At 43.4% G+C, this 13,071-nt stretch carries 11 protein-coding genes; 9 read left to right on the top strand and 2 right to left on the bottom strand.

Annotation, left to right across the window (positions count from 1 at the left end; all coding sequences use genetic code 11):
- Positions 1-20: 20 nt before the first annotated feature.
- Positions 21-2,375: a M4 family metallopeptidase gene (locus KYS23_RS06760; protein ID WP_218418266.1), complete on the bottom strand. Its 2,355-nt coding sequence runs from the start codon at positions 2,373-2,375 to the stop codon at positions 21-23.
- A complete protein-coding gene (locus KYS23_RS06755; protein ID WP_218418265.1) occupies positions 2,362-4,116 on the bottom strand; it encodes a PP2C family protein-serine/threonine phosphatase in 1,755 nt (584 codons plus the stop codon). The genes KYS23_RS06760 and KYS23_RS06755 overlap by 14 nt, the downstream gene beginning before the upstream one ends.
- Before the next feature lie 542 nt (positions 4,117-4,658).
- Here KYS23_RS06755 and KYS23_RS06750 point away from each other — a divergent pair.
- Genes KYS23_RS06750 through KYS23_RS06710 form a run of 9 tightly spaced genes read left to right on the top strand, consistent with a single transcriptional unit; the run spans position 4,659 to position 13,064 of the window.
- The gene (locus tag KYS23_RS06750) at positions 4,659-6,398 is read left to right on the top strand and encodes a serine/threonine protein kinase (RefSeq protein WP_159533163.1); all 1,740 of its coding nucleotides are present in this window, start codon (positions 4,659-4,661) and stop codon (positions 6,396-6,398) included.
- A 57-nt stretch (positions 6,399-6,455) separates the two neighbouring features.
- Positions 6,456-7,265: a hypothetical protein gene (locus KYS23_RS06745; protein WP_159533161.1), complete on the top strand. Its 810-nt coding sequence runs from the start codon at positions 6,456-6,458 to the stop codon at positions 7,263-7,265.
- Between the two features lie 11 nt (positions 7,266-7,276).
- Positions 7,277-7,804 (top strand): hypothetical protein, encoded by a 528-nt coding sequence (locus KYS23_RS06740; protein WP_218397783.1) that lies wholly within the window; start codon positions 7,277-7,279, stop codon positions 7,802-7,804.
- 1 nt (position 7,805) lies between these two features.
- Positions 7,806-8,174: an FHA domain-containing protein gene (locus KYS23_RS06735; protein WP_159533157.1), complete on the top strand. Its 369-nt coding sequence runs from the start codon at positions 7,806-7,808 to the stop codon at positions 8,172-8,174.
- Between the two features lie 33 nt (positions 8,175-8,207).
- Complete coding sequence (locus KYS23_RS06730) at positions 8,208-9,017, top strand: MotA/TolQ/ExbB proton channel family protein (RefSeq protein WP_126872601.1); 810 nt, start codon at positions 8,208-8,210, stop codon at positions 9,015-9,017.
- A gap of 9 nt (positions 9,018-9,026) precedes the next feature.
- Entirely contained in the window at positions 9,027-9,824 is a 798-nt protein-coding gene (locus KYS23_RS06725) for an FHA domain-containing protein (protein ID WP_201299279.1), read from the top strand.
- A 2-nt stretch (positions 9,825-9,826) separates the two neighbouring features.
- The gene (locus KYS23_RS06720) at positions 9,827-10,645 is read left to right on the top strand and encodes a PP2C family protein-serine/threonine phosphatase (protein ID WP_218397782.1); all 819 of its coding nucleotides are present in this window, start codon (positions 9,827-9,829) and stop codon (positions 10,643-10,645) included.
- Positions 10,646-10,687: 42 nt separating this feature from the next.
- Complete coding sequence (locus KYS23_RS06715) at positions 10,688-12,184, top strand: FHA domain-containing protein (protein WP_218418264.1); 1,497 nt, start codon at positions 10,688-10,690, stop codon at positions 12,182-12,184.
- A 22-nt stretch (positions 12,185-12,206) separates the two neighbouring features.
- Entirely contained in the window at positions 12,207-13,064 is an 858-nt protein-coding gene (locus KYS23_RS06710; protein WP_159533151.1) for a vWA domain-containing protein, read from the top strand.
- Positions 13,065-13,071 lie beyond the last annotated feature (7 nt).

The raw sequence follows: 13,071 nt of genomic DNA, 5'->3' as shown, positions 1-13,071 counted from the left end.
TGGCGCTCTCAGTAATACGATTAACTGACTTTAAATACGTAACTAAAGTCAGCAATACGAAGGAGCTGTCCGTGCTTAATAGGTGCTGGTAAAAAGGCTTTAAGTCGTTCTCCGTCCAGCATGGTACCGTGGGTTGAGTTTAAATCTTCAACCGTAAAGTAGTCGCTATGAGACTTAATTCTTAGGTGACGTCTGGAAATTCGCTCATCTCGAAGTTGCAAGTGCACAAGTTCTAGTGACCTACCAATAACAAACCCTTCACCTTTCGATGCAGTATAAGAACAAATATTGAGTTTTTGGTTACCCTCAAGGGATTGTAAGTAATAAGGCGAAGCCTGCTGATGCGGAGCACTTCCACTATTGTTGGTATTTCCCTTTTGCTGTTTAGATGGCCTGGGAACAAGATAGTCCGGCGTCGCATTTGGGGATGCTCCTGAGGTACCCATTGACGTATTTATTTGCGTATTTTCAGCTGAATAACCTTTGGGGCTTTCGCTTCTGCTATACGCCGGCTTTAATTTAAAAAGCGCTAGCAAAGCAATACAAAGACCTACGCTCCCTAGAATCAAAATTATAACGAGCTGGTTGTTATCGGCTTCGTTATTAGACGTATGGACTCTGTCATTTGTTTCCAAAGGTTCCTCTGCTTTTGGTGGGGGCGTTGTTGGCTGAGGAACAGGTTGTGGCTCTGGCTCTGGCGTGGGCTCTGGCGAAGACTCGTATTCGGATTCGGGAGTGGGTACAGGTACTGGCTGTGGCTCTGGAACTTCTTGAGGCGGGCTCCATGCTCCCGTCACACCAACTGCATCCATCGCTTGATGTACCGCTACCCACTCTTTTGAGCCTTTACCGTGCAAAGCTTCGGCGGCTAAAGCATACGCAAAGCGAGCATCTTCAAAGTTAGCATTTTGAACAAGTAATTTTGAAGCCGCTTGCGCAACAATGTGTACTGCTGGGTATAATCCTATGCCGGTTACGGTACTCGTACTGGAATGGCGTGGGTGCTGGCCCCCGTTAGCCATTAAAAAGAATGCCATATTCATTATGGAGGAGTTTATATGAACACCGCCTTGGTCTTTCTTTATCGGCCAATTCAGAAAGTCATTCATATGGTCTGGGTAGGCACCCTCTCCAAAACTCAGCGAACTAGGATCGGCTAAGTCCCTTTCTGGCCCCGAAGGCATTCGTAATAACCAATACTCCCTGGGAATCTTAGTTGAATTTGTCTGCTTGTTAGCATGCTCTAACCAAATGCGAAAGGCGATACCGATTGAGTCGGCTATAGATTCATTCAGCGCGCCTGATTGAAAAGAGTATTCCAGATTACTGCCATTTGAAACAATGCCGTGTGCCAATTCATGCATGGTAATTTCAATGTATTTAAGCCCCTCTTTCGGCACATATAGTGACTGTTTTCTCGACATCCACATGGCATTGAATACATCGCCATAACACTGAATAGTAGGCATGCCCTTTAAAAAGTGAACGTTGATAAACATATTTAAGCGCAAGCCATTCCCATCAATACTATCCATACCGAGCACGGTATCCATAAATTCATAGGCATTACCTAGTAATGTAAAGGCGGTTTCTACAGAATCATCATTACTAGGCGCGCTGCCTTCTGTTCGCGCATGGGTTTTCATTGCTCGCGCTTCAACTCTATCGGTTAGCGGTGGGATAAGCGGAAATTTAACTTTGAATTCTTCACAAGCTGCGGAAAAGTTGTTGATTTGGCGGTGCATGGCAGTGTGAAATAAAGGCTCCCGGTCCAATTCTCTACCTGTGGTAGCGTTGACAAATACACGTTGAGAAAGAGCGTAACCAAACGTGGTGGTAAACTCTCCTTCAAATTCATAAGCCAAAATATGCTGGCCCTGCGGCGAAGGCCAATATACTAGCCTCGATGCTACATCAGCCCCATTTGCAATGCTTAGTGTTGATAACGCTTGTTCAATATTGAGTGTGGGGGTCGCTGGTTCTGCGGATTTAATATTCCTATGTGTGCCTAATATATATATAGGTTGATGTCGCGCATTTAAAACCAAACGAGATGCTGAATTAACTACCGGAACATTTTTATATGTTTGGTTTACTGCAACTATTTTAAAGGAATGTAGTTGCTGCTCTGAAGTGGTGTGAAGTGCGCTCTCTTTACTTAAATTAAATCGCTGTGATAAGACAGTTTTTACCCACTCTTGTCTTTCTGCTTGCGTACTAAGCGGTGATTGCTCTTCCAGTGATTGAGGCGCGCGGTTAATGCCAATTTTCTCCGCGCCTACCGCAGGTTCTATCTGATATAAGTAGATAAATGCCAAACATATACTAATAGTTTTGGTTCCTATGTACCTTGGTTGACGTTCACTTTGTTTCATCTACAAGGCCTTCAGAAATATGTAGGCTAATTTCTTCAACAATTAAGGCATTAGTGCTGTCTAGGAATAGCATTACCTGTTCACCGGTTGCTTTTTCAACTTCAGCGCGCCATACAAGTAAGTAGTTGTCTCCTTTTTTGAAAATGATGAGCTGCGCTTGCTGAAGCATTCTTAATGACGATTTAACCTCGTCTTGCGCTAACGTAAATGCTTCGTCAGCTGACAGTGCCGGAGAGGTGTCTATATTAATATCGTTAAGCGTTTTGCTATCTATGCTAGCTATCTTGTTTTCACGAACAAGGGTAATTGTTTCGGCGCCATAAACAGGTAAACCTTTATAGAACTGTTGGAGTTTAATAACTTGGCTATCACCTATTTCACGCCCGCGGGTGGCTACTTTTAGTTCATCGTCTTCACCTAAGCCGCCTTCTTCTCGAAGGGTTTCCTCCGTTTTCTTGATAGCATCATCAATACTTGATACAGGAATATCTGGAGTGCTTCTTCGGGTTTGGATATTTCCTGAGTCAGCAGAAGATGTGTCGGTTCCTACGACTTCTTTTGAGGATTTTCCAGCGGACTCCAATGGTAAGTTATCCTGTTGCTTAGTCGGACTATTTGAGTCTGGGCGGGGTGTTGGAATAGGTTGTTTAGATTCTGTGGACGGGTTAGCGTCGGAACTGTTAGCTTTACTCGTCTTTTGATGTGGTAGTGACGCACTGTCGATGCTGTTAGGTCGACTCAGAAAGTAATATCCTAATGCAATTAGGATGATGAGAACCCCCAGCCCTAACAGTAATTTGTACTGACTATGTGAAGATTGCTCTGCCGTGCTTTTTAGCGTGCTGCTTTCTAAGTCACTGTGAATTTGTGTTGAATCAATATTCTCTTCTATTGAAACTTCAATGCGATTTGATTCACTCTCAGTGGATCCAGCTTTATGTAATTCTGTTACCGGCGATTTAATGCCATATTGTGCCTGGGGCTTTTGCCCTGAACCTGTAGTTTCTTCAGAGCACAGTTTTACTAAAATAGCGGTGGTATTGTCATGTTGACTTTTATTGGCTAATTGCTGCTGTATTAGGGTTTCTAAATCCTTGTCGCTCTCAATATTTTCAAGTGCTTCGCCTAATGCTTGTTGAGTGAATAACTCCCAAAAACCATCAGAGCAAACCAAAAACACGTTACCGCTTTTCTCGTAACTTTCAATAAGGGGGGAAGGGGGCTCACTACCGCCTAAACTAGAATAAATTTTGTTTTGGTCTGGATGCGATGCAATTTCATCATCTGAAATATCGCCTTTTAATGCATGAAGTTGAGCGAGAGATTGATCTACGGTTCGTTTAACGAAGCTTTCGTTTTTAAACTGAAACGTTCGACAGTCGCCCACATGCATCGACATGAAGATACTTTGTGCTAGGTTGACATAGAGCATGCAGACGAGAGATTGAGCTTGTGCGAATTCTGGAATTTGTGAATCTACAATTGCACTATGTGTGAAAAATGCCAATTCGGTAAGAAAATTTTCGGGCTCTTCAATACTTTCATTTTCATTCCACTTTAGTGTGCAGATGTCGACCACTTTTTTTGCTGCAAACGCCCCCCCTTTATGGCCGCCCATGCCGTCTGCAACCACACATAGAAACTCGCCGTATTGCGGTTTTGTTAATACCGCATGAGCATCTTGATTCTCGTCGCGATGGCCAATATGACTAGCAGAAAAAACGCGAAACTTGTTGTACATATTTCTCTTCCTTAAGAAAAGCCGCTATTGAAAAGTCACCGCCGAAATTGGTAACTCAGTAGATTCACTACAGGCTTTATCTTTTTAAAAGGAAGCAAGAGAAGGCTTGATAACTGGGTAAATCGCCTTTGTTTCGCTAAAGAGAAAAGGCGGAAAGACAAAAAAGAGGGAGCTGAAAGTATCATATTTGTACCTGTCCTTGGTGCCGTTGAAATCGCAATTCATTATTTTTGTAAGTGCGTAGAACAACGAAAAGGCCAAATACTTTTCACTAGCGTTTTGTAGTATTGATCGTTTTTCATACAAATGCTACCGATCAAAAAATAAACATATTGTGCTCGTTTAAAAGATTGATTCGTTATTTTCTTTGGTGTATATCTTTTATTGTTGTTTAAATTTTGATCAGCTGGTGTTTTTTAGTGACTCAAATGATGTTGACAACTGCGCCATTAATTAGAAAGAAAGTTGCACACTAAGGGTAGTATAAAGTGCAACACACAATGCAAATATACAGGTAAGTATTTACCACTGCAGAGGGAAGAATGAGCAGTCAGGTGCACAAGCTCGCGTTACCAGCTGGTACGCAACTTCAACAGTATCAAATAGAGTCAGTCCTTGGGGTTGGTGGGTTTGGTATTGTCTATCAAGCGCGCCACACGCATCTTGATTCCTTGGTGGCCATTAAAGAATTTATGCCGCAGCACTGTGCTACTCGTGATGGTCAGACCGTTTATCCATTAAGCCAGTCAGACGAACTAGAATTTGAAACCGGTATCCAAAAATTTCTCGATGAAGCAAAGCAGCTCGTCCAGTTTGATGACCACCCCAATATTATTCGCTGCAAAGACTTCTTCAAATACAATGGAACGGCGTATCTAGTAATGAATTTAGAGCGAGGAAAAGAACTCGCTCAGATCCTTAAAGCTCACACAGCACAGGAATGTCCACTCACTGAAGCGCAAATAATAAAACTAATGATACCTGTGCTAGAAGGCTTGCAGTATATACACGACCAAGGTGTATTACATAGAGATATTAAGCCCGCTAATATCTTTGTTCGCTCAAGTGACGAGCGCCCATTGTTGATTGACTTTGGAGCTGCAAAACAAAACTTTGGCCACACGCAGAAGTCTGAAAATCAAATGCAAACTTACGGTTATGCTCCGCTAGAGCAGGTAGGTTCAGAGGGCGAACTAGGCCCTTGGACAGATATTCACGCAGTTGGCGCGATGATGTGGCGAATTGTTCTTAATGCCAACCCTCCTCGGGTTGAAGACCGTACCGCCAGAGTATTGCAAGGACAAGCGGATCCTGCCCTAACCCGACTGGATGAAGTTAAAGGGCAGTTTTCTGAAAATTTTATTAATACAATTAAAAAAGCGCTATCAATTCGCACTAGTGAACGTTTTCAAACTGCAAATGAACTTATAGCTGCGTTACAAGGTGTACCCGTAACACCACAGGTTGGGCTAGACGAACAACAAACTACTCGGTTAGATTCATCGGCCTCAGCATCTCAGTTTCCACCAAGCTATCCATCGCATGTTGCTCATCCACAGGCTACCCATTCCAATCCTGGTTCACTCAAGTCACATAGCGCCTCGGGGCCAAATACGACAGGGGTTTCTGCGCCTCAACCTATATCTGTTAGCGGTAACACGGGGTACAGCGCGGGCTCTATTCCCAATAATGCTGGGGCGAACGCGAATCAACATCAACCGACAACTCCACAAACTAAAAACAACTTCAAAATGTGGGTAGGCGCGCTTTGTGCGGCGGTTGTCGTTCTGCTAGGCGGCTTTTATGGCTTGCAGTCGACCAAAAGTAGCACTGCTTCCAGTCAGATTTTAGTAAACGAAGAAATCGATATTATTTACTCTCTGGTCACTAAAGCGGAGATGGATAACGACAGCAATACTATTGAAAACCGCATGCTATGTGCAATGGAAGAAATCGATGATATGGATGATGCTGGGACGAGAAATATGGAGCTACTTCGTTCTGGCATTGAAAACCGAACGCTAAATATTGAAAAGAATTTAGCGAAAGCCAGAGAGCGAGCCTTCGATTTAGTATCTCGTCATCAATCAAGCTCAAAACATATCAATAATGTCTTCGATGAAGTCATAAAGTCGAGTAAACAAAAAGGGAAGTACGATAAAGCAGAATACCTAGCCTCATTAAAGTTACTTGTTCAAGAAGCTTCTAAATTAAATGAAAAGAGCGAAGTCGTTGAGTTATTAGAAAAACGAATAACCGTTACTCCTAAAGCTTGCAGTTAAAGCCAACCTAGAATTACGAACTTGAAAGACGTCTGTCAATTTAATAGGGATTTAAAAATGAATACGTTAAACAAAGTAGTGCCAGTGACCATTGCATGTTTACTCATGACAGGGTGTGCAAATACAGCAGAAAGCTTGATGGGGGCTTTAACACCAGAGAGTAATCAAAGTAACAGTAGCGAAGGCGGCATGGACTTCAGCTCGTTTGACGTAAGTTCGCCCGTTGAAGAGTTGGGTAAGAAGGATATTAGTACTTCACGAACGGTGGGCCAAATCATCGGTGCGATTGTGGGCGGCTATGCGTGTTATAAGAAATTTGGCGGAAATAAATTGCTTATGGCTGGTTGTGCTGGCATTGGCGGTATTGCCGGAGATCAGTTAGGGAAATATATAGGTGAAGCGATTGCAGTTAGACGTATGAATTATGCCAGTAACTATGAGTTTCTAGAGTCAGAAATTGAAGCGTCTGAAAATGCGATTCAAACCCGAGAAGAAGAGTTAGCAAAAACTAAGCAAAACATTTCAACGATGGAAGAAAGAATTGATTTACTTAAAAGCAAAGCATCACTCACTGAAGCAGAAATTGCTGAGGCGACAGCATTGCTTGCGGAAGGGGAAGCTTTACGGGCTGAGAATCAACTACTCGAAGACCGCTATACCGATACGCTTTCATATTTGAACAGTGCACTTGAAGACAGTGAAGAAGAAATTGCGTCACTAACCGAAGATAAAGCCAAGACACAAGAGGCCCATGAGGAGTTACTTGCCAAGCGAGATCAACTTTCCATGCAACTGGCTGCCATCCAAACTCAATCTTCACAATTGGATGAGCAAAATACTGCACTTAACAGCTTAATTGCAGGTTAAGGAGCCACGATATGAACAAGTTATATAAATTAGGTGTAGTGCTACTTAGCATAGTCGTAGTGGGTTGTGCGGTTTCGGCAGATCCCAGAGAACAAAGTACTAGTGATCGCATCTGGGCGAGTGTAAGTGGCTTAGATGAAAAAACTATTGCGAGTATGCAAGAGAAGCTCGATGGGCTAAATAGCCGAGTGAAGGGAATCGATGAAGAAATTGATTACTATATGAGCCAGCTTTACTTGGTCAAAAAAGAGCTGTCTAGCTACGAACTTACCGAGCAACAACTCACCGATTTAAAGTTGGAAATTGAGGAAGTTGAAAAGCAAACCTTAGCATTGAATCAGAAGAATAAAGACAGTGCACTACTCATTAAGCAAAAGAATGCACAACTGCAGGAGAAAGAGGGGAGTAAGGATGAACTGGTTGAAGACCTAAAGCAGTTAGATTCGCAAGTTGGTAGTGTTGAAAGTCAAGTAGGCATTGTTTCTACCGGTATCAAAGACATTGTTGCCATGCGAACCCGATATTCATTGGAAGAGTGATATGGCGTTTGCAACTTACACGGTAGGTAGGTCGAGCCAAGCTGATATCTGTATTGCAGACCCGAGTATTTCTCGCATTCACATGGAAATAACTGTCACCAATGACGGGCGCTACTTTTGCGCAGATCGTAGGTCGACTCACGGCACTTTTTGTAAAAAGAATGGAGAGTGGAGCCCACTTAAGCAAGGCTACATAGACGGAGCCGATTCCCTCGTGTTGGGAACGAAAAAAATTAAGCTCAGTAGCATTATAAATTCGCCCGCAGTGGCTGGCTTTTTAAAGCAAAAAGAAGTGAATGAAGATGTTGAGCCTATGTCATTTAAGCCTATTCGCAACACTGCTACGGGTGAAATTGAATCGTCCTCGTAAATAGCTAACATGAAACATGGATTGGTAAACGTTATGAATTTATTGGAATCAGACGAGCAGAAATATCGGGTTATTGTGGCTTTAGTCGCCATATTTATCACCATATTTGTGGTTGGCGTATTTGCATTAATACTTCCTGTCAGCGAAGCCAAAACCGGTCAAATAAATGTGGGCGACGTATTGTTCGATCGCAGCAGTGGTATGTTTCCCGCTACCTTGCAAAACCTAATGTGGCTCATGTTCTTTATCGGGCTAGGCGAAATGTGGGTTAGGCACAATCGTTCAGCCAAAGAGTTAGAGCAGCTTAAGCTTTATATTTTGCCTGAAGAAGATGACGTTATGCTGAGGGCGAAAGATCTAGTACCTATTTATACCGGTATATGCGAGCGAAAAGTTGCTCAGCATTTCTTTGTACAAAGGCTCACCAAACGGGTGATCCTTCAATTCCAAGGCAGCAATTCAGCGGACCAAGCCAACTCTTTAATGAATTCCAGCCTTGAGTTAATGCAGCATGAAATAGAGCTCAAATTTAATATGTTGCGATACCTTGTATGGTTAATACCTACGCTTGGGTTTATCGGTACGGTGGTGGGAATTGCATTAGCGTTATCGTCGGCGGCAGACATGCCCGATGTATCAGACACAGACGCGATTCGTGAATGGTTAGGGTTGTTAACCACAGATTTAGGCTTAGCGTTTAACACCACGTTAGTGGCCTTGATTATGTCTGCCGTTTTGGTTTTCTTACTACATATTGTGCAGGCTAGGGAAGAAATGGCACTTAATAGTGCGGGTCAATATTGTATGGACAATTTAATTAATAGACTTTACGAAAACAAATAGAGGTGCACCATGGCGATTAAACGAGGCCCAGATGGCGTTCCAGTTGATATGCCGTCAGTCATAGCTCATGAAGGCAGAGCTCCTAAAGGTATAGCTCCAACCGAACCTGAAACTCGGGCAAGTGGTATGGGTAGCAATACCGCTAATGATGGGCCAACGGTTACCACACCTTCTCCCACCAATACTATGCCCTCAAGTACTAGGCCTTCAAGGCCTGCAACGTCTGGTTTAATATTTGATGAACCTTCAACAACTCCAGCCAACCGTCAGCATACGACAACACCTGCTGAGACCGTTGATATTCGCGAAAACTCTAGTATATCTAATCACGATGACATTGATGCACTACCCACTGTGGTAGGGGGAAACAGAAGACCTAGTGCGCCGCCAGTCAGTACGACTGAAACCGCCGTGCAGTCACCACATTCTATGCCTGATCCTATGCAAGACCCCATCTCTGGTTGGCTAGTGGTGGTAAAAGGGCCGGGTAAAGGGCACTTTTTAAAATTGGGCTTTGGCCAAAATAGTATTGGGCGAAGTGCATCTGAAAGAGTCAGTGTTGATTTTGGTGATGGGCAAGTATCAAGGGCTAATCATGCCACCATTTCTTACGATCCTCGAGGTAACCAGTTCTATATTCAGCCGGGCTCAGGTACCAATATGACCTATTTAGATAACCAGCCTGCGCCCGTACTGCAGCCCATGATATTACCTGCTTTTAGTCATATTTCTATTGGTGAAACCACACTGAGGTTTGTGCCTTTGTGTGGCGAAAACTTCACTTGGGAAAGTATGGAAGAGGATTAATCATGTATTCGGTTCAGGTGGCGTGGTCTCAAATAATTGGTGCTCGAAAAAGCCAACAAGACAGTGCCTCAGTAGTAACTTGGCCTAACGGTTTCCGGTTGTTGCTGTTAGCTGATGGGATGGGGGGGCATGTTGGGGGAGATATCGCCAGTAGCTTGGTTATCGATACATTCAAACAGCAATTTATTGAAAGCGATGAACAGGATATTAAGCAGCGTTTAATTAACGCGTTAGATGCGGCCAACCTTGCTATTTATCATCAGGTAAAAGAAAACCCTGAGTTATCAGGTATGGGAACCACGTTAATTGCGGCAGTTTTTGATGGCTTACATCTACAGTGGTTAAGTGTAGGAGACAGCCCAATGTGGTTACTGCGTAACAAAACGTTGGTGCGACTTAACGAAAACCATTCTATGTCGGAAGTGTTGGCCAGAAAAGTAGAGCTGGGCGAAATATCAAGCGAGGAAGCAAGGACATCACCGGTTCGTTCTCAATTACTCGAAGCCGTAATGGGCGAAAATATTGAACGGGTTGATGCGCCGGACCATTCCAGAGAACTCATGCCACATGATTTGCTTATTTTGGCTAGCGACGGGGTGGAAAGTTGTAGTGATGAAACAATTATTGGGGTATGCCAACAGTCTTCAAATGATAGTGCCGAACTAGTAATGGCACTGTTAAACGCGGTTAAAGCACAAGAACGACCTAAGCAAGATAACGCGACGCTTGTTGTCATGCAGGTAAAAGAACCTGTGGTAAATGAGCCCGCTACAGTGCAGCCGGAAGCGGGTGAAACATTAGAAGAGCCATCTACCCATTAACTAACAGATAATTTGAGGAATACACTTGTGTATAGAGTAGGGATGTTTATTACACTTTGGGTACTATTTACTTTGCCATCCTATGCTTCTACTACGGTCGCTATAGAGGTGCTTGATAATGGAAAAATTGAGCAAACAGGCATTGCTACGCTGGTTGCAAACGAAACCATTATTATCAACCAAAAACTGCTAGCGCAGGGCAATCAGTTTGTCGTCACTGACCCTATCAGCAAGGCAAAGTTGATTGCTGACTTATCAGCAAAAGACGAAAACTTAGACTTAGCCATTCTGCATGTTAACGGGTTAACAGGTACCCCTGCGGTGGTGGCGAAAGAGAATACTGTCATTGGTAGCAAAATCTATTTGGTGAAGCTAAATGGCCTCTCTACGGCCGGCACTCTTCACTCCATACTTCCTATAGATAAAAGCCACCCTGAACAGCGGTGGCAGCATACGGCATTATTTACAGAAGGAGAGTTTGGTGCACCGCTAGTGAACAATTGCCAAGAGCTACTAGGCGTTAGTGTTAGCGATACCAAAGGGGTATTCGACAAGCGACTTAAACTGTCTTCCTCATTTTCAGCCGCAACCAGCTTAACTAACCTAAAAGTGTTTCTTACTAAGCAAAATATAGATTTCACAGAATCAGAAAATAGTTGTTTGTCTGAAGCTGACCAACTGGCTGCGTTAGAAGAAGAAAAGAAAAAGCAGCAAGCAACACTTGAGAAGCAAGAAGCCGAACGAAAGGCAGTGGAAGAAGAGCTTGAAAAGTTAAAGAAAGAAGCGGAAGCAAAGAAAAAAGCGCTAGAAGAAGCTAAAGCTGATACGACACGACAAGATGCGGAACGTCAAAAGGCCGAAGAAGCATTGGAAGAAGCTAGACAACAAACCATTGAGCAACAGAAAAAGCTCGAAGATGCTGAAAAAGCCATTAAAGAACAAGAAGAAAAAGTAAAAGAAACCGAAGCGAAGAGTAAACAAAAAGAGCAGGAATTCGAAGAAGAAAAGAAAAGTGAACAACAGAAACTTATTTACTATGCAATTCCAATCATTCTGGTACTGATTGTGGTGCTTATTGTATTAAGCCGCCGCAGAAAAAAACTGCTTGAAGTAGAACAGGAGGCCTCGGAAAACAAGCAGCAACTTTCGGCAGAGAAAGCCAAAGTGGCCTCTGCGCAAGAAGCGCTCAGCATGGCGTCAGCAACCTTCGACGATATTATTCTCGATGGCAAAGATGAAGCGGGTGGTGAGCATCGTATTAAAGTTATTGGGTCTACTTTAGCCAGAACCGAAGGCGGCATATTGATAGGTCGTTCGGCACAAAAAGCAAACTACGTTATTAATGTGCCGGGTGTTTCACGAGAGCATTTAAACGTTACCTTGATAGACAATAAGGTCATGATTGACGATTTAGGCAGTGTAAATGGGACCGCAATAAATGATAAAGACTTAGCGCCAAACACGAAGGCCGAACTAGAAAATGGCGATACCCTTCGAATAGGAACGGTGACTTTTTCTGTCCATTTTTTACCGTCTTAGGTGAAAGAACAGGTGAAACCAAATGAAAGTGCGCAGCAGGGAAGTAAACGTATTTAGTATGTCGGCATTAGACTTATTTGCGTCTGCCATGGGCGCTTTTATGTTTTTGGCCATCATCGCACTGCCGTTTTTTCCTAACACGGGAGATTCAGCTGAGCGAGTGGCTGACATTAAAAGCGAGCTTAAAAAAGCGGAAGCGCAAATTGCCGAAGAACAAAAACAGAAAGCGGAGATAGCAAAGCAAAGGGATGATGTTCAAAAGAAACTAGACGAAGAGCAAAGCACATCCAAGATATCGTTTCCTACCATGGATATGGTTATTGCGCTTGATACAACCGCTAGCATGGATAAACAAGTTAAGGGGCTGAGGGCTGAAATTGTTGATATTGCCAACTTGCTGATGAAGTTATCCCCTGATGCGGCACTTGGCGTCATTGATTTTAAAGACAGATGTGAGCCAAGAGGGGCAATAAAAAGTCACGATATCATTAAGCTAAATACGAGTTCAGTTAATCAGTTACAGCGCTTCGTGAATACCATGAGTGCTGGCAGTCATAACTGTAACCAAGATGGCGAAGAAGCGATAAATCTTGCAATGAACAAAGCATTAGCATTGAAGTGGCGCGCTTCTTCAAAATCTAAAACTATTATTTTTATTAGCGATAACGGTGCCTACGCTAGCGTTTCTTCACAAGTACTAGGGCAGGCGAGTCGGTTTAATCAAAGTGGTGAGAAAAGCCAAGTTTCAACGGTTTTCGTGCCAACTCAGAATGCCCTCGGACGTGCCTATTTAAAACAATTAGCAGAGACAGGGGGCGGTAAGTTTGTCACCGGTGGCGGCTCTTTTGTAGGGACCGTGCTGTTGGCGCTAGCAGAATGATTACCTT

This window comes from Alteromonas lipotrueae, from assembly GCF_019249255.1.
GTDB classification, from domain to species: domain Bacteria; phylum Pseudomonadota; class Gammaproteobacteria; order Enterobacterales; family Alteromonadaceae; genus Alteromonas; species Alteromonas lipotrueae.
The sequence above is the reverse complement of the archived record's forward strand: the minus strand, read 5'-3'. Positions and strand labels throughout refer to the sequence as shown.